Origin of the sequence: Paraburkholderia sp. RL17-368-BIF-A, from assembly GCF_046054045.1 — a bacterium.
Classification (GTDB): Bacteria; Pseudomonadota; Gammaproteobacteria; order Burkholderiales; family Burkholderiaceae; genus Paraburkholderia; species Paraburkholderia graminis.
Window position 1 is genome coordinate 1 of sequence record NZ_JARESN010000014.1, and the last position, 20,491, is coordinate 20,491.

Here is a 20,491-nt window from a genome sequence, read left to right on the forward strand (position 1 = left end):
GGCGATTGGCGCGCCCGCTTCCGAACTCGCTTCCGAACTCGCTTCCGAACTCGCCTCCGAACTCGCCTGGATTCGCGCGCGGAAGTAACGCGCGGTGTGCTGAAGACCGTCGTCGAGCGAGGTTTGCGGTTGCCAGCCGAGCAACTCGCGCGCGCGAGAAATATCCGGCTGCCGATGCCACGGATCGTCGGTCGGCAACGGATGCAATTCGAGCGGCGAATTGGAGCCCGTGATCGCGACGATCCGTTGCGCGATCTCGCGCATGCTGACTTCGTGCGGATTGCCGAGATTGACCGGACCGCCTGGGTCGTCGGCGGAATTCATCAGGCGGATGAACGCGTCGATCATGTCGTCCACGTAACAGAACGAACGCGTTTGCGAGCCGTCGCCATAGAGCGTGATCGGCTCGCCGCGCAGCGCCTGCATCATGAAGTTCGACACCACGCGGCCATCGGCGGGATGCATGCGCGGCCCATACGTATTGAAGATTCGCGCGATGCGGATCGACAGGCCATGCTGGCGCCGGTAGTCCATGAAAAGCGTTTCCGCGCAGCGCTTGCCCTCGTCGTAGCACGAGCGCGGGCCGATCGGATTTACATGGCCCCAGTAGTCTTCTTTCTGCGGATGCACGAGGGCATCGCCATACACTTCGCTCGTCGACGCCTGAAAAATCCTCGCCTTCACGCGCTTCGCGAGGCCCAGCATGTTGATCGCGCCGTGCACGCTCGTCTTGGTGGTTTGCACCGGATCATGCTGATAATGAATCGGCGATGCGGGACACGCGAGGTTGTAGATCTGGTCGACTTCGACATAAAGCGGAAATGTCACGTCGTGACGCATCAGCTCGAAATTCGGGCAGTCCAGCAGATGCGCAATGTTGTCCTTCGTGCCGGTATAGAAGTTGTCCACGCACAGCACGTCATGGCCCTGCGTCACGAGCCGCTCGCACAGGTGCGAGCCGAGAAAGCCGGCGCCGCCTGTGACGAGAATCCGCTTGCGGGTAAGTTCTTTCATGTTGCGTCGTCCTTATGATGATTCGGCGAAGGTGTCAAGACGCGCCGCTCATGCGGTAACGTGCAGCAACGCTTCGTGCCAGTCCTGCGCGAAACGGTCTATGTGGAAGCGCTCGAGCGCAGTGCGCCGCGCGCCTTCGCCCAGACGCCGTGCTTCCGCCGGGTCGCGCAGCAACTCGTGCATCGCGTCTTCGAGCGCATTCACATCCGTATGCACGAAGCCGTTTTCGCCGTTGCGAATCACCGTCGCGAGTTCGGTGGTCGCGAGGCCGACGATCGGCATGCCGATCGTCATTGCCTCGACAATCGCGAGACCGAGGCTTGTCCAGCGAATCGGATTGAAGAAGAAGCGATAGCGCGCGCTGAACGCGGCGAGATCCAGATTGCCGACTTCGCCGATACCATCCAGCCGCTCCGCATCCATGCCGACGAGATCGAGCGGCACACGCGTGCGCAGGTCGGCGAACACGTCGGCGCCAAGCCGCCTTCCGCGCTGCGCCAGATGATTGACGACGACAATGCCGCGTTCCAGTTCGCCGCTGTAGCGCACGCCTTCCGGCACCACCACGCCATGTTCGATCACGCGCGTCGGGGTCACGCCGCAATCCCACATCAGCCGGTTGAAGTGGGTGACATGGACCAGCAGCGTGTCCGGGTCGTCCACCCAATGCCATTGCTGGAACGGGTTTTCCTGCGGCGGATCGTGCTCGATATAGACGCGCGGCAGGCGCCGTTGCGCCTCGCTCAACACATGCTCGCGGTCGTATTCCCAGTGCGTTTTGTGCTGATACAGGATCACGTCGAATTCCTGATCGGGCACGTCGTCCGCATTGATTTCGTGGACGTTGTCGCCCCAGGGCAGCACGCCGACCTTGCCCGCATAGCCGGGCGGATGGCCCGGCTTCGTGACCAGATAGAAGTCGTGCGGCGCCTGAGTGAGGTAATACAGATAGTTGCCGTGGACGTGCCATGTCAGCACACGCAGACGGCGGCAGTTACGCAGCATGATGCAACTCCTCGAAGGGCCCGCTTCCGGTCTGCGTATGCAACGCGTACGGACCGGCGGGACGGGCGCCGTGAACCTCGGCCAGTTGCGCGCGGGCCGTCTCGACCACGCGCTCGATGCCGATATTCAGCGCGCAAGGATGGCCGTACGGGCACTCGCGGAACATGCACGGACGGCACGGCGGATAGTCGGCGAGCACGCGATGCCGCGCGTGGTCGAGCGGCGCCCAGCGCCGTGTGTCGCTGCCCGATGCAATCACCACCGACGCGGTCGCGACAGCCGCGGCGATATGCGAAATGCCCGTGTCGTTGCAGACCACAAGCCGCGCATGCGCGACGAGCGCCGCCAATCCGCCGAGCGACGTCGCGCCGGCCAGGTGCAACGCGGGCGCGGTCATCGCGCCGAGCACCTCGCCGGTAAGCGATGCTTCAGCCGCGGTTCCCGTGATCGCGATTTGCCAGCCGTCGGCGGCGAGGCGGTCCGCGACTTCGGCGAAACGCGCAGCGGGCCAGCGGCGCGAGGGCAATTGCGCACCGGGATGAACCAGCACCAGACGCTGCGCTTCGATGCCGTGCGCGGCGACGAGCGACGCATATTCATCGCCATCGCGATCGCTCAGCGGAAACGACAAGTGCCGCTCGGTGGTGTCGGCACCTAGCGCGCTCATCAACGCAAGGTAGCGCTCGGGCTCCGGCAAATCGTCGGGCCAGCCGATGAACACGCCATCGCGCGGCGGCTCGTCCGGCTGCACGAAGCCTGCATAAGCGCGCGCGCCGAACTGAAGCAGCAGATCGTTCGCGATGCCGCCGCTGCCATGCAACTGGATCGCGAGATCGAAACCTTGCGCGCGCATCCGTTCATAAAACGCGGGCAGGCCGTCGTTCGATTCGCGCTGCTCGGGAAAGCCTTCGGCGCCCGGAAAGACGATCAGCTCATCGACGAGGTCCGCGTAACGTTCGACAAACGACTGCGCCCACGGCAGACCGATCAGCGCGATATGCGCGTGCGGCGCAGCCGCGCGCAGTGCCCGCAAAGCCGGCACCGCGCAGAGCATGTCGCCGAGTTGCAGCGCACGAAAAACGGCGATGCGCCGCGGTGCGAGTGACGCGATGAACGGGCCTGCATTCATAGAAAGAGCACCTTGTAACGTACGGCGCCGTAAAGCCGCCAGTAGATCGAAAGGAACGGGATCGGGATCGACGTCCACGCCATTTCGGCGATGTGCCGCAAACCGCGGTCCCGTCCGCGCAGGCGTATCGCGCAGAAGTAGGCCGTCAGCGCAAGCCATGCGACAAAGCCGAGCGTCATGGTGGTCGTGTCTCCGATCACGACGCCGATCAGCGCGGCCAATGCGGCGCACAGAATCAGGTAATAAAGAAAAGGAGGCGACGAGCGAATCCGCGCCTTGAACAGTTCGGGGTGCTTCTTGTACAGCAGCGCGTCGAACTGGCTTTTCTTTTGCTGCGAGATGCTGACTCCCCAACGCGCCGGCCGCACGGGATGCACGACGACCGCCTCGTTCGCGCGCACGATCTTGCCGCCCGCTTGCAGCAGCGCGAACTGCAGGTCGGAGTCCTCGCGCCACGCCGACGTGAAGCGTTCATCGAAGCCGCCCGTCATCGTCAGAAAGCTTCGGGCGACGAATACATTGGCGGTTGCGAATTCGGCGCGTTCGAGTCCGCTTGCATCGGCTTCGTAGTCGGTCGGCACGGCGGGCAGCGGCACGACGATTCTGCCCGCGGCGGCCGCCGCGCCCTGGCGAATCGCCGTGAGCCCTTCTTGCAGCCAGTGCGGATCGGGCAGCGTGTCGTCGTCGGTGAAGGCGATCACCGGCGAGCGCGCCTGCTGCCAGCCCGCATTGCGCGCGCCGGCCGGACCTTGCGTGCGGGTGACGGGCACATAGCGCACCGTGAGCCCGCGCTTCGCCTGCTCGGCCGCAATGTGAGCGACGCAGGCGCGCGTCGCTTCGTCGGGGCCGTCGTCGCAGACCACGATTTCATAGCGGTCGACAGGAAAGTCCTGCTCGGTCAACGCGCGAAGGCACGCCGCCAGCATGTCGGGCCGCCGGTAAGTCGGCACCACCACGGACACATCGAGGTGCGCGAGCAGCGCACCCGGATAGCCCGCGGCGATCGGCTCCGTCTCGTCATGCGAACGACTGAAGCCGCCTGTTACGTCCATCGGTCCCGTAGCGGATGGACTCATGCGCTATCCCTCGCTTTCTCGACGAGAAACGGGCCGATCACGAGCGCGTCGAGCGGCGAGGTCCAGAACGACTCCACCGCGTCGCGCGGCGAATTCACCATCGGCTCACCGCGCGTATTGAACGACGTGTTGACGAGAATCGGCACGCCGGTGCGTTGGTTGAATGCGGCGAGCAGATCGTAATAGAGCGGATGCTGCGAACGGTTCACGGTCTGCACGCGCGCGGTGCCGTCGACATGGCGCACGGCCGGAATGCGCGCGGCCTTGTCGGCGTGCACGTCGAACACGAACAGCATGAACGGCGCGACCTTGCCGTTCACGAACCATTCGCTCGCATGCTCTTCCATGACGACCGGCGCGACTGGCCGGAAGTCCTCGCGGTCCTTGATCTCGTTGAGCTTCGCCTGCATGTGCGGATCGACGGGCGACGCGAGAATCGACCGTGCGCCGAGCGCGCGCGGACCGAATTCCGTGCGGCCCTGATACCAGCCGATCACCTTGCCGCTCGCGAGCAGGTCGGCGGTTTCGCCGGCAATGTCGCCAAGCCGCCGATAGGGCACCTTCGACCATTTCAGGAACTGTTCGATTTCCTCTTCGGGATACTCGGGGCCGAGGTACGCATGGTCCATCGTCCAGTGACGCTTGCGGTCGCCGCGCTCGCTGCGTTCGCGATAGTCGATCCACAGCGCCGCGCCGAGGGCGGTGCCCGCATCGCCCGCGGCGGGTTGCACCCATACGTCGTCGAACGGGCCCGCGTCGCGCAGCTTCGAATTCATCACGCAGTTCAACGCCACGCCGCCCGCCATGCTGAGCTTGCGCAAGCCGGTCTTCTCATGCAGCCAGCCGGCGAGTTGCAGCACCGTTTCCTCGAGCACGCGCTGCAACGAATGCGCGATGTCGAAGTGGCGCTGCTCAAGCGGGCCGCCGCGTTCGCGCGCCGGTCCAAAGCGCTTGACGAGGCGCGGCGCGTCGACCGTATAGCTGCCGTCGCCGCGATAGCGCACGATGTCGCGGAACACATCGACATATTCGGGCTTGCCGTATGACGCGAGCGCCATCACCTTGTACTCGTCCGACGAATGCAGAAAGCCGAGCCAGTCGGTCACGGCTTCATAGAGCAGGCCGAGCGAGTGCGGCAACTCGACCTGTTTCAACCGCGTATATTCGCCGTCGACGAACTGGCCCATGCTGGTCGTCACGCCTTCGCCGCGGCCGTCCATCGTGAGCACGGCGGTGTCGTCGTAAGGCGCCGCGAGAAACGCGCTCGCTTCGTGTGCGAGGTGATGCTCGACAAAATGCCACTTGAAGCCGTTGTTGCGGTCCACGCCCTGAAAACGCTTGCGCAGATGATGCGGCGCACCGTCGAGCAACTGGCCCTTGGCGTTCGCGATATAGCTGAGAAAGAGCGGGTCCCACGGCGATGCGGACGGGTCCGTGAGGCGCGTGTTGGCCGGATCGAAGGGCAGTTCGATGGTCGCGCCCGGCTGCTTCGGCATGCCGCCGAACAGGCTCGGGTCGTACGAATACGCAACATGATCGACGTCGGCAAGCGTGATGCCGGCGGCTTTCAGGCAGTAGTCGATGGCATCGAAGGGCAGTTGCCAGGTCGAGAACGGCACGGGACGCTTCGCATGTTTGACGTGCGTGAAGCGTTCGTCTTCGGCGGCGGCGAGCACCACGCCGTCACGCAGGATGGCTGCGGCGCTGTCGTGATAGACGGCATTGATTCCGAGTGTATACATGGGCGTTCGCAGTAGAAGTGGGTTGTCAGGGCGCCACCGGTTGTTTGGCGAGCGGCTGTGCCGCGTCGCTTTCGTGGTGGGCATTGGGTGGGTTGTCGGAAGCACGGCGCGCAGACGGCGCGTGTGACTGCGCTTCGGCGCGCAACTCCAGCGCGGCTGTCACGACTTCGCCGGGCGTCACGCCGAGCAGACACGCGTGATGATGTTGCGGACACTCGCTGCGATAGCACCAGCGGCATTCGACATCGCGAAACAGCACGCGATGCGGCGTCTGCCACGGCGTGTGCTGCGGATTCGTCAGCGCGTAAAGATCGATGACGGGCGTGGCAAGCGCGGACGCGAGATGCACCGGTCCGCTGTTATTCGACACCAGCACGCTGGCGCGCTCGATCAGCGCCGCGAGTTCGCCGAGCGACAGCGCCCCGCTCATATCGTGCAGTTGCGCGCGAACGCGAGGCGCGGCCGCCGCGATCACTGCATCGACCAACGGACGCTCGCTCGCGCTGCCGGTGATCAGAATAGGTGCGCCGGTTTCCGTGGCGAGGCGCGTGGCCACCTGGCCGAAGCGCTCCGGCGGATAGCGGCGCGATGCGGCCGTTGCGCCTGGGTGCAATACGATCCACGGGGCGCGGTGTTGGGTGCTGCCATTTGCGCGGCTTTTCGCGTCACTATGCACGCCGCGTGCCGCAAGCTGCTTCGCAAGCGCGCGCCTATCCGAATCCCGCACAGCGAAGCGCATCCGCGTATCGGGCGCTTGTGCGCCGACCTGGCGCACGAGATCGAGTTGCCGCTCCACCTCATGACGCGTGCGCTGCTGCGGCTCCGGTTCGCGCAGCCAGTCGCTGAGCAACGCATAAGGATTCTCGCGGCAATGCGCGAGCCGCCGCGGAATGCCCGCGAGATAACACAGCATCGCAGCGGGCAACGGGCTCTGACTGTAGACGGTGAAGATCACGGCCGCGTCAAAGCCGCCGTGCCGCAAGCGCTCCTGCATGCGCTGATCGTCGGCGAGCGAACGCGCACTCGCGGCCGGATTCGCGACCCACGGCGCTTCGTATTCGATCACGTCGTCGATATCGTCCAGATACGGCGCGAGCGCGGCGCCGCTGCGCGAACCGAGCAGCGTGATATGACGGCCGGGACCCGACTCGCGCAACGCGTGCAGCGCGGGCGTGGTCATCAGCACATCGCCGAGGTTGTCGAGCCGCACGCACAGAATCCGCTTGATGTCCTCGCCCCAATGCGCGAGCTGCGGACTGTCGGGCACGCGAGCGTGCGCGAGTGTCGGCTGGGCGATGAGGAGGGGCGCGTTCATCGAGCGGTTTCCTCGCCGGCGGGCGCGGGCCGCGATACGGCTTCGACGCTGCGCGCGACGATCTGCGCAGCCTCATACAAATCAGCGGCGCGCGCGCCGGGCACGCGCTGCGGTCCTTCTATCCACTCGGTCTCGTGGCCGTTGTCGAGCAGAATCGTGCGGCATCCGGCGCGATTGCCCGCTTCCACGTCGTCGAGAATGTCGCCGATGAACCAGCTTCGCGCGAGATCCAGCCGATGCTCGCGCGCCGCGCGCAGCAGCAGTCCGGGCGCCGGCTTGCGGCAATCGCAGGCGGTCGCGTAGGGCGCGACCGTGCCGTCCGGATGATGCGGGCACCAGTAAGCGCCGGCGAGCGTCGCGCCGCATTCGCTGAACATGCGCGCGAGTTCGGCTTCCACCTCTTTTAACGCGGCGCGCTGAAACTTACCGAGCGCGACGCCCGACTGATTGCTGATCACGAACAGCGCGAACGGCTGGCTCGCGAGCAGCGTCAACGCTTCGCGAGCGCCGGGTGCGAGGCGCATCAGCGAAGGGTCGATGTTGTACGGCACGTCGTCGAGCAGCGTGCCGTCCTTGTCGAGAAACACAGCGGGTTGCAGCATGATGATGGCGGTGCCGAAAACGTGAGCGATTCGCCGGAAGCGGACAGTGCGTCCGCCCCGGCTCGACGAAACAGGCTGCGCTGATAGCGCTGCGACGACGCGCGGCGTTCTAGCGGAACGACGCGCCGGCCGCCGCGCGCACGCGAACCTCCACGCGTTCTTCTTCCGCGGTCTTTGCCGGCACGAGCCGCGCGGTGCGCATATAGATTTGCGCGAGCGCTTCGCCCACGCCGCGCCACGTGAACTCCTTGCGTGCGCGTTCAAGGCCCGCTTCGCCCATCCGGCGAGCGAGCGCGGGGTCGCGCCGCAACTGGTCGAGACGCGCGGCCAGCGCAGCCGGATCGCGCGGCGGCACGAGGAACCCGGTGATGCCGTCCGCCACCGAATAGCGGATTCCGCCGACGTCCGCGCCGATCACCGGCGTGCCGCACGCCATTGCTTCGACCGGCGTGATACCGAACGGCTCGTACCACGGCGTCGTCACGAAGACGTCGGCGGCGCTATAGAAGTAGCGCAATTGCGCGCGCCCGCGCCGCCCGACGAAGTGAGTCTGGCCGGCGACGCCGCAGTCGCGCGCGATGCCGCGCAAGCGCGCGATTTCCGGCGTGGCCTTTTCATTCGGCGCATCCGAATTACCGCCCACGATGTACAGCTCGGCCGACGCGCTGAAGGCTTGCTTCAGCACGCCGACGCCACGCACGACGTTGTCGATGCCCTTGCGCTCCACGAGGCGTCCGAGTTGCAGCACGGTGAACTGATCCTGCTGCCAGCCCAGTGCTTCGCGGGCAGTGGCGCGGTCCATCGGATGAAACTCGTCGGCGTCGAAGCCGCACGGCACAGTCTGAATGCGCGCGGGGTCGGCCCGGTAATGGTCGATCAGGTCGGCTTCGTCCTGCGGGCATTCGGCGATCACCACGTCGGATTGCGCGACGAGGTCGTCTTCGATTGCGAAGCGCTCATCGGGAAAGCCGTCGTTCGCGCCCTGATGTATCCGGCGCACGCGGCCGAGTGCATGGAACGTCGTAACGAGCGGCACGCCGAGCGCCGCTTTCACTTTCAATGCCGCGAGGCCCGACATGAAGAAGTTCGCGTGCATCACGTCATACGGCGTCTTCTCGCCGCGGAAGAACTCGATCAGGAACGCGGCGAACTCGTCCATGAACGGCAGCAGCCGTTCTTTCGGCAACTGCATCGGCGGCCCTGCCGGCACGTGGATCACGCGCACGCCGTCCATGTCGGAGATGAGCGGCAGCAGCGCGCGGTCGCGCCGCGTGAACACATCCACTTGATGGCCCATCTCCGTGAGTTCACGCGCGACGTTCGCGACGTAAATGTTTTGTCCTCCGCTGTCGACGCCTCCGGCGACGGCGAGGGGCGAGGCGTGTTCACTGATGAGGGCGATCTTCATTGACATTCCTTCGCGAGATAGGCATTAGCAGGGCGGGCATCGCGCGGTTTGCTGAGCACTGTTATGCAATTTCCGCCGATACGACGCTGTTACCCGGCCACAGCATGTGGTGTGCCTATACGCGGCAAGGCGCGCAAGAAACGTTGATCCGACAGTGGGTGCGGAGAAGCGCTGTAGCGTTCCCTTTTTCGCGGGAGGGAAGCGGTGTGGCGTTCCCTTTTTCTACAACCCGTCATGTAATTTCGAGTAGTACTTCCTGGAGAAGCGCGAATTTTTTTCTCTGCGATGCGAGAAGAATCGCGCCTGTCGTCGCGGTCTCGCGTGTGCTAAGTTTTGTCCGACGGCGGGCGCATCGTTTGCTCGTCACTGGCCTCGGCGCGCGACTCGACATGCCGCGTTTTTCGTCGCGCCGCTTTGTGAATCCGCATAGTGGAATCTAATGCCCGTTGCAGCGTCGTTGCTGCGGCGGCTCTCTCAGGGACCTCATGCCGAACCCCGCCACGCTGCCCCGTTCCCAGTTGACCCGCCGCATTGCCGCCGACCTGACGCGCGCGGTCTGGCGCTACCGCAACCAGACGCTCGCCGCGTTGCTGCTGATGATCTCGGCAAAGCTCGCGACCGTGCTGATACCGCTCGTGCTCAAGCATGTCGTCGACGAATTGGGGCACCCGGTCGCGCAGGCGTTCTTTCCGGTGTTTCTCGTATTGACGTATGCGTTGCTGCGTTTTCTCGGCGACGCGTTGAACGAAGCGCGCGACGTGGTGTTCAGCATCGTGACGCAGCGCACGGTCGCCGCATTCACCGAGCGGACCTTCGCGCATCTGCACCGCATGAGTGCGCGCTTCCACACGAAGCGCGAGACGGGCGCAATCGTGCGCGATGTGCAGAAGGGCGCTGACGGCATCGGTTTTCTGCTTGGCGTAGCGCTCTTTACGATCGTGCCGACCGCGTTCGAAATCGTCACGATTGTCGCGATCATGGTTCACAACTACGCGCGCGAATTCATGATCGCGATTGCCGCGACCTTCGTCTGCTATGCGGTCTATACATTCATCTTCACGCGGCGGCGCGTCGCGTTCCAGCGCGCGGTGAATGCGCTCGAGGCGCAGTCCGACGGCCGGCTAGTCGACAGTCTGCTCAATTACGACACCGTCAAATACTTCGCCACCGAAGACACCGAAACGCAGCGCCTTTCCGCCGTGCTCGACAAGTGGGTGCACGCGAGAACCGCGAACCAGCGTGCGCTGACCGCGTTGCATGTCGGCCAGAGCGCGGTGATTGCGTTCGGCATCGGCGCGATCATGCTGCTCGCGGCGCAGCATGTGGTGGCGGGAAGCATGAGCGTCGGCGATCTGATTCTGGTGAATGCGTACATCATCCAGATCTGCATGCCGCTCAACACGCTCGGCTTCGTGTTTCGCGAGACCAACGACGCGATGGTGAATGTCGAGCGCATGTTCGAGATACTCGCCGCGCGCGGGCGTGTCGGCGAGGATATTGACGAGCCGGCCGCGAAACCGCTGATCGTGAGCGCGGGGCAGATCTCGTTCGAGCATGTGGACTTCGGCTACGACCCGGCGCGGCAGATTCTGCGCGACGTCGACTTTCATGCGTATCCTGGCAAGACGCTCGCGATAGTGGGCGGAAGCGGCTCCGGAAAATCGACGCTCGTGAAGCTGCTGTTTCGCCTTTATCAGCCGACGAGCGGCACGATACGCATCGACGGACAGGACATCGGCCAGGTCACGCAGAAGAGTCTGCGCGAGGCGATCGGCATCGTGCCCCAGGACACGGTGCTGTTCAACGAGACGATCGCATACAACATCGCGTATGGGCGGCCTTCCGCCACGCGTGCGGACGTGGTGCGGGCGGCGCGCGCGGCGCAACTCGACGAATTCATCGAACGATTGCCGGATCATTACGACACGCGCGTCGGCGAGCGCGGCGTGCGGCTCTCCGGCGGCGAGCGGCAGCGCATTGCGATTGCGCGCGCGATTCTGAAGGACCCGCGCATCATCGTGTTCGATGAAGCAACGTCAGCGCTCGACACGCGTTCGGAGCGCGCGATACAAACCGAGTTGACGCGCCTCGCGCAAGGCCGCACATCGATTGTCATCGCGCACCGGCTCTCGACCGTGGTCGACGCCGACTGGATTCTCGTGATGGAGCATGGCCGCGTGGTCGAGCAGGGCACGCATCGCGAACTGCTCGCGCGCGACGGCGTCTACGCGAAGATGTGGTCGCTGCAATGGCAGCAGGGCGAACTCGAGCACGCGCAGCGCAAGCTCACCGCGCAATCGGTCAGTCTCGCCGCGCTGATGGCCGGCGTGATCGATGCGCTGCACGACGAAATCGCGGCACGGCGCGTGACCTTGTACCCGCAGATCAGCGACAACGATCTGCGCGTGACGGGCGACCCGAGCGTGCTGCAACCGCTGATCGCCGATTTGTGCCGCAACGAGATCGAGCACGCGAGGCCCGGGCAGCGCATCGAGTTGCGCGTCGAGCGGCATAACAATCAGGTCTGGGTGACGGTGCTCGGCATGAGCGAGAAGCCCGCCGAATTGTCGCAGGCAGCGGCGCGTCATATGGAAGAAGCGCTGTCCGCCGCCGGCGGCAGCTTCACGCTGATGCCGCTCAACGGGCGGCTCGCGTATGTGGCGATGCTGCCGCTGCGTCCCGTGGCCGATGCGAGTGCGGGCACTCAAGCGGCGGCGCCCATTGCCGATGCCGACGGCGCAGCGCCGCTCGAAGGTCTCTTCGTGATGGCGATCGACGATCAGGAAGATGCGCTCGACGCGCTCGAAGCGGTGCTCACGGCGAGCGGCGCACGCGTGCGCACGGCGTCGTCGGGCAAGGAGGCATTGGACTGGTTCGCGCAGACCGCGACCACGCAATGGCCGCATGCGTTGCTATGCGACATCGTGCTCGCCGATGAAGACGGCTATGACGTGCTGCGCCGTTTGCGGCGGCTGGAAGCCGACCGTCAGTTGCCGTTGCAGGACCGCGTGCCGGCCATCGCACTGACCGGCTACGCGCAGGCCGAGGACCGCATGCGCGCGAAAATGGCTGGTTTTCAGGCACATTTGACGAAACCCGTCGCACCGCAGAAGCTGATCGGCGAGATTCGCAACCTTGCGATGGCGACCGCGCGCACTGGCGCGTAGCAACTTTTCGGTGCGCTCGCTTGGATCAAGCGATCCAGATCACGTGCTTGCGTCGGCTTTGCCAACCGTAGCCTTCGCGCGAGTGCTTGGCGCAGGCGCGGCCATCTGGCGTTCGCCGATGTGCACGCGTTCGCGCAGGTTGAGTACTTGAGGCGGTACGGGCCTGCGGTTTTTCAATGCCCACGCGACACCGCGCAGCAGTGCGAGGCCATCGCGCGCGAGCGTGCCTTCGCGCGAGAACGTGGCGAGCGCCTGCGCTGTTGCGCGGCACGCTTCCGGCCACGGCAGCCGCAGCCACGCGACCCACGCCGCATTGCGCGCGAGTGTGCGCCGCCGCAAAGTGCTATCGCGCGCCGGCGACGGATGATGATGCACCGTCAGCTGATCGCAATAGACAATCGCGTGCCCGGACGCGAGCACATCGAGCGCGACAAGTTCTTCTTCTCCGCCGATGAAAAGACGCGGCTCGTAGCCGCCCAACTCGCGGAAAAGCGACGTGCGAAATACGCACGCGCCCGCCATGTAGCCGATTAACGCGGGCCCCGGCAGTCCCTCGCTGCCGAGCGGACTCGCGCGCATCACCGAGCACATGGGGTCCGTGATCCTGTCTTCGCCCACCACGACGCGCCCGCTCAATACACCCACGTTGGGCCACGCGTCGAGCAGTTGCACCGCGCGTTCGAGCGAGCCCGGCTCCCACCAGGTGTCGTCGTCGCAGAACGCGACATAGTCGGTGCCGACGCACTCGGCGGCGCGATTACGCCCGGCTGCGCCGAGATTTCCTCCGCATTCGATGATGCATACGGTCGGAAAGAGCGTCCTCACCAGCGCGACGGTATTGTCATTCGAGCCGTTATCCGCCACAAAGATGGGCGGATTTTCTGGAAGGGCGAGTAAGCGCTCGAGGGTGGCCACAAGCTCGGCGGCGCGGTTGTGTGTCAGAACGACTACCGAAATGCGCCGGGAAAGCGGTTTTTTATCCATGCTGTTCTTTGTTCTTGACGGGGCGATTCCCGCTTCAAGCAAACGATGTGCCGTTCGCTTTCAACTGGCTTCAGGTTTGGCCTGCGATTTTTCTTCATGCTCGTTGCAGTCGCCAGTACTTTTCCTCGCAATAGAGCGTGGTTTCGGCATCAGGGCCGAATGCGCGTAGTTGGCTCGCATAAGCAGCAATCGCTTCGCGCTTCATCTGTTCATGCGAAACGGATTGGCGCGCGGTCGCTGCGAGGTCGTCGGCGGGACTCAGCAGGTAACCGCGCTTCGTCAGTTCTTCAATGCGATCGGGAACGGCGTGTTCCATTCGTCGATACGGAATCTCTTCGTAGGCGTGGAGTACCGCGTCGCCCATCCCGGCGATTAACGAAAGACAGGCATCCGATACCAGTGTGTGATCGGAGTGAAAGAGGCCGAGCGGGACCATGACGTTTTCGGGTTGATACGCATGGAGCGTGTGGCGCAGTGCTTCGGCCAATTCATCGCGCGACGGAGTGTGAAGGTATTGCGCGTCGCAAAACGGAAGATGGACGGGCCGGGCGCCCAGCATTTCCAGAGCATGGGCGTCTTCCTGTTTGCGCGCTTGCATTGCTTCGCACGCGTCTTTGAATCCCGATTGCCGATCCCAGTCGGTCGACATGTTCTCGCCTGGCGGCGCAGTGAAAACGGTGCAGACAATGGCGGACGGGCTCGCTGTCAGCAGCAGTCCACAGCTCAATACGGCATCGTCCAGATGCGGAGAAACGACGAGTAGGCGGGCGCGTGATTGCATCATTCTTTGATGTAAGTTGTCAGGAGCGGGGCAGCGCATTCCGAAGCAAATGCCAGGCCTGGCTCCGCTACGTCGTGGCCGCGATCGCATCCGGGAATGCTAGTTGCTCGCTTGGTCGTCGTACCGTTTTTTGCATGAGACCACGTGAGCGAAGCAAAGAACCCGTCGATAGCGGTGGTGCCCGTCGAAGTCCGCCGCGGGCAGATCACGGAGAAGCTGCCGCGCGAAGTCTTTCGCGAACGTTTTATGGCGCGCTTCTACGACCCCGCATTCCGCGCGGAAGACGAGGCGCTCGCGCGGCTCGAAGCGATAGCGTGGGACGCCTATTCGCACGCGCGTAAATCGCCGATAACGGCGAAGGCCGGCGCGGGCTATGCCGATCCCGACTACGAACTGTCCGTCGAATGGCGCGCGGCGAGCGAGCGCATCAAGGCCGCGCAAGTCCGGCAGCGCGACCCGGCTGGCCGTTCGCGCGTGCTCATCGTGAATGCCTCGTCGCGAAACGACTATACGTGCCCCAGCGAAATGTCGAAGAGCTTCCGCCTCGGGAAAATCGCGCAAGGCGCGCTCGAGCGGCGAGCGTTCGACGTCGACTTCCTCGATCTGTCGCGCCTGAATTCCGATCGCGATCTGCATATTCATCCCTGCAAAGGCTGTGTCTCGACGGCGATGCCGCTGTGCCACTGGCCATGCAGTTGCTATCCGAATCACTCGCTCGGTCTCGTGAACGACTGGATGAACGAGATTTACGAGCGCTTTGCGGCCGCGCATGGTGTGATTTTCGTCACGCCTGTCTATTGGTATCAGGTCGCGAGCCCGCTCAAGCTGCTAATGGATCGCCTCGTTTGCGCGGACGGCGGCAATCCCGATCCCACCTCGACGCACGGCAAGACGCCCGAGGAGGCGAAGAAAATCGAGCTTGCCGGCTGGGATTACCCGAAGCATCTGGCGGGCAGGGCTTATGGCCTCGTAGTACATGGCGATGTTGCCGGTATCGAAGGATCGCGCCGTGCGCTGAGCGATTGGCTCGACTGGATGGGACTGATAGAAGCCGGTCCGAAGTCGCGGCTCGACCGCTTTATCGGCTATTACGAGCCCTATGCGACGAGCCACGCGGCCCTCGATCATGACGAGGCTATGCAGCAGGAAGTCGTGAATGTGGCGCAGGCGGTCGCCGAGCGCGTCGAGCAAATACGCAACGGATACAGGCAGCCCGACGACGCGTTGCAAACGCCGCGCGCGAAATAGGCGCCCGTCGTCGCAGTGTTTCATCAACGTTTAACGCAATAGGGAAGGGTAAGCATGACAGACAAGGAAGCGGACGAACGGCGCCGGCTCGGTGGGTGGCTGCCGAGCAATGAGGAGCAACTCGCGCAATACCGCACCGACCTCGCGGAAAAAGCTCGCGCCCGTGCGGCGCATGCGCCGCGCACGGCAGCGGTCGAACAGCTCGCCGCGCTCCTCGACGGCGATCCGGTTCTTCGCATGGATATGACGCGGGCTATCAATCAGGCGCGCGATAAGGGCTATGTACTTGGCTATTCATCGATAGAAGAGTTGATGGTCATCATCGACTATTTGATGACTTATGCGCCGCCGTTCAGCGAAAAGAGCCTGATCCACTGCCCGTTGAATGCGGTACTCGATTGGCCGATGTGCATGCCTTCCGGTTATGCGCTGTTTCGCGACCCGGCGTTCAATCAGCAGATCAAGCATGTGCTTGATTGCTGGTGCGGATTCCTGAGCGGACCGCATTCGCGCGAACATCTGAATACGTCGCCCCCGAACGGATGGTTCTCGCCCGAGGCCGACGAGAAGATCAACCTGTCGCAGTTCGTGTGTGATCCGGACAAGCCGTATTGGGGCTTCTCTTCATGGAACGACTTCTTCACGCGCCGCTTTCGCGAGGGCGAGCGACCAGTGGATCAGCCGGATAACGACAAGATCATTGTCAGTCCCTGCGAGGCGGCTCCGTATAACATCCAGAGAGACGTGAAACTGACCGACAGTTTCTGGATCAAGGCTCAGCCTTATTCGCTACTGGACATCTTTTCGGCCGGCCAGCGGGAGCTTGCGCAGCGTTTTGTCGGCGGTTCCATTTACCAGTGCTTTCTCAGTGCATTCGATTACCACCGCTGGCATGCGCCGATCGCGGGCGTCATTAAAAAAGCTTATGCACTGGACGGCACCTATTACTCGGACGCCGATGCGGAAGGCCGCGATCCCGGCGGTCTTAACGACTCGCAGGGCTACATTACCGCACTCGCGGCGCGGGCAATCATCGTGATCGAAAGCGACGATCCAGCCATTGGCCAGGTGGGCTGCGTATTTGTCGGTATGGCCGATGTATCGTCGTGCATCATCGAAGCACTGCCGGGGCAGCGGGTTTCAAAGGGCGACGAAATAGGCTTTTTCCAGTACGGCGGTTCGACGTGCTGCCTCGTATTCGAGCGGGACGTGATCAGCAGTTTCGTTCCGCAGCCGCCATTCGACAACGCATCGTCAATCAAGGTGAAAACGCACGTTGCGACGGCACGCTAGCGAAACGAAGCGTTGGTTCGGTAGTGACGTTCAAATGCCGCGAAGCGCGACTCGCTCCGCGGCATTTTTCTTTTACAAGCGACTTCTCAAATAGCGGATCGGAACTTAACCCGGCTGCTTACCCGATCCAAGATCTGCTCCCGTCACCGGATCGGTTGCAGTGTTCGAAGCGGTTCGCGAAGCCAGCGCGCCGAGTACTTCGACGTCCGCTTGCGTCACGTTCACCGACGGCAAACCGTCGCCGCCGTCCACCGCCGGTTGCGGCGCTTCCACGAACTCCCATTCCGGCCCTTCGTTCCATGGACCGCGTGCGTCGCCTTCGCCCGAGGACATGTTGTAGTACACGTTTGTAAATTCTGGAACGCCCGGCAGCTTGCCCTGCGGGAAGTTCGGCTGGATAGAATGCAGCGCTTTTTCGAACGACTTCTGGTGAGCGATTTCGCGCGTCATCAGAAAGCCGAGTGCGTCCTTGATGCCCGGATCGTCCGTGATATTCAGCAGCCGCTCATAGACGATCTTGGCGCGCGCTTCCGCGGCGATGTTCGAGCGCAGATCGGCGGTCGGCTCGCCGATCGTGTCGATATACGCGGCCGTCCACGGCACGCCCGCGGAGTTCGTCAGCGGAGGCCCGCCGCCGTACAGCAGCGCGGTCGTGTGCGAGTCGTTGCCGCCGCCCGTCAGCGAACGATACAACTCCGCTTCCTGCTCGACGCCTTCGGCAAGCTGGCCTTTCGCGCCCTTGTTCAACATGGCGACGATCGAGCCGATCACTTCGAGGTGGCTCAACTCTTCCGTGGCGATGTCGAACAGCAAATCCTTGCGGCCCGGGTCGTCTTCAGCGACGGCCTGGGTGAAGTACCGGCACGCGGCTGCCAACTCGCCCTGCGGCCCGCCGAATTGCTCGAGCATCAGGTTGGCGAGGCCCGGATTAGGGGCGGCGACACGCACGGTGTATTGAAGTCGCTTGTTGTGAACGAACATTGGCTTCTCCGTTGAATATGGTTGGGAAACGTTGGACTGCACGCTTGCCTGCGCATGCGCCGTACCTGGTGCGAATGCGACGCGCTACGGTCAATCACATGCCCGTCCGCTTCGCCAGGCACACCCGTTGCGCGATGCAGGGCTCCTAACCACTACCTTGGGAGTTGCATATGACACAGCGAAAGACTGTCGATGATCTGTTCGTTCACATGCTGTCTGATATCTACAGCGCCGAGAAGCAATTGACCAAAGCACTGGCGAAGCTCTCGCGCGCTGCGTCCGATCCGCAATTGAGCGAGGCATTCAAGGTTCACCTGGAGGAAACGCAGGGACAGGTGGAAAGAATCGACAAGGTTGTAGAAAGTTGTGGCGTGAAGTTGAAAAGAATGAAGTGCGTCGCGATGGAAGGGTTGATTGAAGAAGGCCAGGAACTCATCGACGAAATCGAAAGAGGACCGGTGCTCGACGCGGGTCTCGTCGCGGCCGCGCAGAAGGTGGAGCACTACGAAATCGCGTCGTACGGCAGTCTCTGCGCGATCGGCAAGCAGTTGGGCTTTACCGAGGCGGTTAATCTGCTGAAGGAAACGTTGGAAGAAGAAAAAGCTACGGATCTGAAGCTCACCGAATTCGCGGAGCGCGCCGGCAACGAGAAGGCGAAGCAGCAGAAGTAAGCAGCGGTAAGCAGCGCGGTTGCCGTCGAATGACGAGCGAAATCCCGCCCGTTTCAGGGCGGGATTTTTTATGGCAATACGCGGCGACGCACCGCGCGGCGCAGAACGTGTATCAGGTTTTATCGCCCACAGCGCGGCTTCCCACCTGGTCGAGTTTGCCTTGCAACTCGGTTTTGCGCTTCACGATCTTCTGGCCGAGCCCTTTGACGTCGAGATTGGCCTTGCGCAATTCGGGGAATAGCTCGTTCTCTTCTTCCTCGACGTGATGTTGCACCATTTCGCTCATCACCTTGAAGGTCGCGTCGAAGCCCTTATCGCCCGCCTTCAGCGTTTCGAATTTGCTGATTAGCGTCTTCACGAGAAAGTGCTCGACGTAGGCTTCCTCGACATCGACGACATCGCTTGACGGAAGCGCTTTACCCGCGGCGGGATAAAGAAGTTCTTCCTCGATGATGGTGTGAATGGTCAGTTCTTCACACGCGCGTTGGGCGAGGGTGGCTTTCGCTTCGAGATCGTCCTCTTTGGCCTGCTTGAATGCGGTGAAAAGCTTTTCGACCGCGCGATGGTCCGCGATCAGTAATTCCAGTGCGTCGTCGGTGTTGGGGGTTGGTTGTTGTTCCGGCATGTCGCTCTCCATGTTGAACGCCGCCGCGTGGCGGCATGTCTGAGCGAAGCATCGCAAGCATTGTGCCCGTTGGCGGGCGGCTCTGTGCCAACAGTCAGCTTTTGCTCTTGCGCGGCGCCGCGGCATTCACGAGCGGATTGAATGCGGCCCTTCCAGCAGGCTTGCGTGCGGACGTGTCGGCGTCTTCGCTCTCCGCGGAGCCGCGTCGCCCGTTAGACGACGTGCCGCGTGTACCGCGTGTACCGCGTGTACCGCGCGTACCGCGTGCGCCGCCGGATAATTGCCTCGCGAGTTCGGCGCTGTCTTCGTCGTCTTCTTCTGCCGGCTCTTCTTCCTCGACTTCTTCTTTGACTTTGCTCGCTGCACGGCTTGTCTTTTTCGTTTTCGGCGCGCCCGCAATATGTTCGATGATGGACATGAACGACTTGCGCGCCGCCCGCAGCGATTCGCCCGGCAGCATGGTCAGAGCGACGACTTCGTGAAGCGAGCGTCCATCCACGGAGCGCTCTGTCGGCTCAGTGTCCCAGTCGGGATTCGCCGTGGCGAACGATGCGATAAGCCGTTCGAGGACGGCGGGCGACAGTACGCCGCCGTCATACAGACTGATGACCGCGCGCTCGGCGAGAGCGAATGGTGTGGCGGAAGCTTTGGGCACCGGTCTCGCCTCCTGGCCGATAGAGCGCGCGCGAGTTCAGTGGCTTGAGTTCTTTAAACAGCCTGCCGCGCTTCGCTGCCCTTTAGCTCGCCATGACGATGCGCATGAGTGGCCGCGTATTTGAGTTCGAAGTGGGCGCCTTTGCCGCTGCGCGTCGGCGGAAAATGTTCTCCCTCTACGCAGGTCACTTCGAATGTTCCCTTGCCGTCGTCATGAACGACTGCATAGATGCCGGACGTCTTGACGATTTCGCCGGGCTTGAACGAGTTATCTCCTGCCATTTGAAACTCCGTGAGTGAATAGGCGACAAGCTTTGCGATGCAACGCTTGTGCCACGCGCGTCAAATGCGGCGCTCAGAAAACACGCAACGGGCTCGACCTTCGCGCGGGGCCCACAGGACTGCCTTCGCCGAGCAGTACCTGAACGATTCCGCGCGTCGACACGCTGACCCATGCGGAATGGATGTCTTTCGCGCGAACCCAGCGGCACCGGCTGATCTCTCGGCCCGGAACAGGCTCGATGTCATCGGGAATACGCGCGGCGAATACATAGTGGCGAGTGCGCGCGCCCCAGAATTCGAAGATGTAGTGAAGCGCGAGATCGGTCAATTGCGTTTCTTCCAGAAGTTCGCGAATGGCCGCTGCCGCGACCGATTCGCCAGGCTTGCATCGGCCGCCGGGCAGCGCCCATCTTCCATTCGATCTCGCGACGAGGAGGATGCTATTGGCGCGTAGACAGAGTATGGTGGCTCGCTGCTTCATCGGATATCGGGCAAGAAAGGGCGACCTTACAAA

Annotated in this window: 19 protein-coding genes; 4 read left to right on the forward strand and 15 right to left on the reverse strand. The window is 63.2% G+C overall.

The features are described 5' to 3' along the window. The 8 genes from P0D87_RS22535 to P0D87_RS22570 form a co-directional block, all read right to left on the reverse strand. On the reverse strand, positions 1-1,014 hold a 1,014-nt coding region (locus tag P0D87_RS22535; protein WP_408637041.1), incomplete at its 3' end, for a UDP-glucuronic acid decarboxylase family protein. Between the two features lie 48 nt (positions 1,015-1,062). Beyond that, positions 1,063-2,019, reverse strand: a complete 957-nt coding sequence (locus P0D87_RS22540) for a glycosyltransferase family 4 protein (protein ID WP_053859476.1) — start codon at positions 2,017-2,019, stop codon at positions 1,063-1,065. After that, complete coding sequence (locus tag P0D87_RS22545; protein ID WP_053859475.1) at positions 2,009-3,148, reverse strand: glycosyltransferase family 9 protein; 1,140 nt, start codon at positions 3,146-3,148, stop codon at positions 2,009-2,011. Before P0D87_RS22545 ends, P0D87_RS22540 begins: the two co-directional genes overlap by 11 nt. Beyond that, positions 3,145-4,224, reverse strand: a complete 1,080-nt coding sequence (locus P0D87_RS22550) for a glycosyltransferase family 2 protein (RefSeq protein WP_053859474.1) — start codon at positions 4,222-4,224, stop codon at positions 3,145-3,147. Before P0D87_RS22550 ends, P0D87_RS22545 begins: the two co-directional genes overlap by 4 nt. Further along, positions 4,221-5,966 carry a carbamoyltransferase family protein gene (locus tag P0D87_RS22555; RefSeq protein WP_053859473.1) on the reverse strand — a complete coding sequence of 582 codons (1,746 nt, stop codon included), beginning with the start codon at positions 5,964-5,966 and terminating at the stop codon, positions 4,221-4,223. Before P0D87_RS22555 ends, P0D87_RS22550 begins: the two co-directional genes overlap by 4 nt. 25 nt (positions 5,967-5,991) lie before the next feature. After that, positions 5,992-7,281 carry a lipopolysaccharide heptosyltransferase II gene (waaF, locus tag P0D87_RS22560; RefSeq protein ID WP_053859472.1) on the reverse strand — a complete coding sequence of 430 codons (1,290 nt, stop codon included), beginning with the start codon at positions 7,279-7,281 and terminating at the stop codon, positions 5,992-5,994. Continuing rightward, a complete protein-coding gene (locus P0D87_RS22565; RefSeq protein WP_053859471.1) occupies positions 7,278-7,883 on the reverse strand; it encodes a D-glycero-alpha-D-manno-heptose-1,7-bisphosphate 7-phosphatase in 606 nt (201 codons plus the stop codon). The genes waaF and P0D87_RS22565 overlap by 4 nt, the downstream gene beginning before the upstream one ends. Before the next feature lie 109 nt (positions 7,884-7,992). After that, the gene (locus tag P0D87_RS22570) at positions 7,993-9,291 is read right to left on the reverse strand and encodes a glycosyltransferase family 4 protein (RefSeq protein WP_053859470.1); all 1,299 of its coding nucleotides are present in this window, start codon (positions 9,289-9,291) and stop codon (positions 7,993-7,995) included. Positions 9,292-9,776: 485 nt separating this feature from the next. Here P0D87_RS22570 and P0D87_RS22575 point away from each other — a divergent pair, with 485 nt between their 5' ends. Beyond that, positions 9,777-12,458, forward strand: coding sequence for an ATP-binding cassette domain-containing protein (locus P0D87_RS22575; RefSeq protein ID WP_053859469.1), 2,682 nt, complete (start codon positions 9,777-9,779; stop codon positions 12,456-12,458). A 39-nt stretch (positions 12,459-12,497) separates the two neighbouring features. Here P0D87_RS22575 and P0D87_RS22580 read toward each other — a convergent pair whose 3' ends face one another. Both P0D87_RS22580 and P0D87_RS22585 read right to left on the reverse strand, forming a co-directional pair. Then, the gene (locus P0D87_RS22580) at positions 12,498-13,442 is read right to left on the reverse strand and encodes a glycosyltransferase family 2 protein (RefSeq protein WP_053859468.1); all 945 of its coding nucleotides are present in this window, start codon (positions 13,440-13,442) and stop codon (positions 12,498-12,500) included. 94 nt (positions 13,443-13,536) lie between these two features. Continuing rightward, positions 13,537-14,262, reverse strand: coding sequence for a PIG-L deacetylase family protein (locus tag P0D87_RS22585; RefSeq protein WP_321175870.1), 726 nt, complete (start codon positions 14,260-14,262; stop codon positions 13,537-13,539). A 177-nt stretch (positions 14,263-14,439) separates the two neighbouring features. On the opposite strand from P0D87_RS22585, the gene P0D87_RS22590 reads away from it, so the two are divergent. Together P0D87_RS22590 and P0D87_RS22595 are read left to right on the forward strand one after the other, a co-directional pair. After that, positions 14,440-15,471, forward strand: coding sequence for a flavodoxin family protein (locus tag P0D87_RS22590; RefSeq protein ID WP_053860755.1), 1,032 nt, complete (start codon positions 14,440-14,442; stop codon positions 15,469-15,471). A 54-nt stretch (positions 15,472-15,525) separates the two neighbouring features. Then, positions 15,526-16,764 (forward strand): phosphatidylserine decarboxylase family protein, encoded by a 1,239-nt coding sequence (locus tag P0D87_RS22595; RefSeq protein WP_006049350.1) that lies wholly within the window; start codon positions 15,526-15,528, stop codon positions 16,762-16,764. Between the two features lie 105 nt (positions 16,765-16,869). Here P0D87_RS22595 and P0D87_RS22600 read toward each other — a convergent pair whose 3' ends face one another. Next, positions 16,870-17,745 (reverse strand): manganese catalase family protein, encoded by an 876-nt coding sequence (locus tag P0D87_RS22600; RefSeq protein ID WP_053859466.1) that lies wholly within the window; start codon positions 17,743-17,745, stop codon positions 16,870-16,872. A gap of 170 nt (positions 17,746-17,915) precedes the next feature. On the opposite strand from P0D87_RS22600, the gene P0D87_RS22605 reads away from it, so the two are divergent. Next, positions 17,916-18,416, forward strand: coding sequence for a YciE/YciF ferroxidase family protein (locus tag P0D87_RS22605; RefSeq protein ID WP_006049352.1), 501 nt, complete (start codon positions 17,916-17,918; stop codon positions 18,414-18,416). A 112-nt stretch (positions 18,417-18,528) separates the two neighbouring features. Here P0D87_RS22605 and P0D87_RS22610 read toward each other — a convergent pair whose 3' ends face one another. The 4 genes from P0D87_RS22610 to P0D87_RS22625 form a co-directional block, all read right to left on the reverse strand. After that, positions 18,529-19,041 (reverse strand): hemerythrin domain-containing protein, encoded by a 513-nt coding sequence (locus P0D87_RS22610; protein ID WP_006049353.1) that lies wholly within the window; start codon positions 19,039-19,041, stop codon positions 18,529-18,531. A 94-nt stretch (positions 19,042-19,135) separates the two neighbouring features. After that, entirely contained in the window at positions 19,136-19,696 is a 561-nt protein-coding gene (locus P0D87_RS22615) for a hypothetical protein (RefSeq protein WP_053859465.1), read from the reverse strand. Between the two features lie 53 nt (positions 19,697-19,749). Then, positions 19,750-19,977 (reverse strand): hypothetical protein, encoded by a 228-nt coding sequence (locus P0D87_RS22620; protein ID WP_006049355.1) that lies wholly within the window; start codon positions 19,975-19,977, stop codon positions 19,750-19,752. Positions 19,978-20,050: 73 nt separating this feature from the next. Beyond that, positions 20,051-20,458 (reverse strand): NUDIX hydrolase, encoded by a 408-nt coding sequence (locus P0D87_RS22625; RefSeq protein ID WP_044021019.1) that lies wholly within the window; start codon positions 20,456-20,458, stop codon positions 20,051-20,053. Between the last annotated feature and the right edge of the window lie 33 nt (positions 20,459-20,491).

Bases quoted from the DNA above. Each gene is read 5' to 3' on its own strand.
- P0D87_RS22550 (WP_053859474.1), bottom strand. From the start codon at position 4,224: ATGAGTCCATCCGCTACGGGACCGATGGACGTAACAGGCGGCTTCAGT.
- P0D87_RS22625 (WP_044021019.1), bottom strand. From the start codon at position 20,458: ATGAAGCAGCGAGCCACCATACTCTGTCTACGCGCCAATAGCATCCTC.
- P0D87_RS22555 (WP_053859473.1), bottom strand. From the start codon at position 5,966: ATGTATACACTCGGAATCAATGCCGTCTATCACGACAGCGCCGCAGCC.
- P0D87_RS22585 (WP_321175870.1), bottom strand. From the start codon at position 14,262: ATGCGCTGCCCCGCTCCTGACAACTTACATCAAAGAATGATGCAATCA.
- waaF (WP_053859472.1), bottom strand. From the start codon at position 7,281: ATGAACGCGCCCCTCCTCATCGCCCAGCCGACACTCGCGCACGCTCGC.
- P0D87_RS22545 (WP_053859475.1), bottom strand. From the start codon at position 3,148: ATGAATGCAGGCCCGTTCATCGCGTCACTCGCACCGCGGCGCATCGCC.
- P0D87_RS22580 (WP_053859468.1), bottom strand. From the start codon at position 13,442: ATGGATAAAAAACCGCTTTCCCGGCGCATTTCGGTAGTCGTTCTGACA.
- P0D87_RS22605 (WP_006049352.1), top strand. From the start codon at position 17,916: ATGACACAGCGAAAGACTGTCGATGATCTGTTCGTTCACATGCTGTCT.
- P0D87_RS22570 (WP_053859470.1), bottom strand. From the start codon at position 9,291: ATGAAGATCGCCCTCATCAGTGAACACGCCTCGCCCCTCGCCGTCGCC.
- P0D87_RS22540 (WP_053859476.1), bottom strand. From the start codon at position 2,019: ATGCTGCGTAACTGCCGCCGTCTGCGTGTGCTGACATGGCACGTCCAC.
- P0D87_RS22600 (WP_053859466.1), bottom strand. From the start codon at position 17,745: ATGTTCGTTCACAACAAGCGACTTCAATACACCGTGCGTGTCGCCGCC.
- P0D87_RS22565 (WP_053859471.1), bottom strand. From the start codon at position 7,883: ATGCTGCAACCCGCTGTGTTTCTCGACAAGGACGGCACGCTGCTCGAC.
- P0D87_RS22575 (WP_053859469.1), top strand. From the start codon at position 9,777: ATGCCGAACCCCGCCACGCTGCCCCGTTCCCAGTTGACCCGCCGCATT.
- P0D87_RS22595 (WP_006049350.1), top strand. From the start codon at position 15,526: ATGACAGACAAGGAAGCGGACGAACGGCGCCGGCTCGGTGGGTGGCTG.
- P0D87_RS22610 (WP_006049353.1), bottom strand. From the start codon at position 19,041: ATGCCGGAACAACAACCAACCCCCAACACCGACGACGCACTGGAATTA.
- P0D87_RS22620 (WP_006049355.1), bottom strand. From the start codon at position 19,977: ATGGCAGGAGATAACTCGTTCAAGCCCGGCGAAATCGTCAAGACGTCC.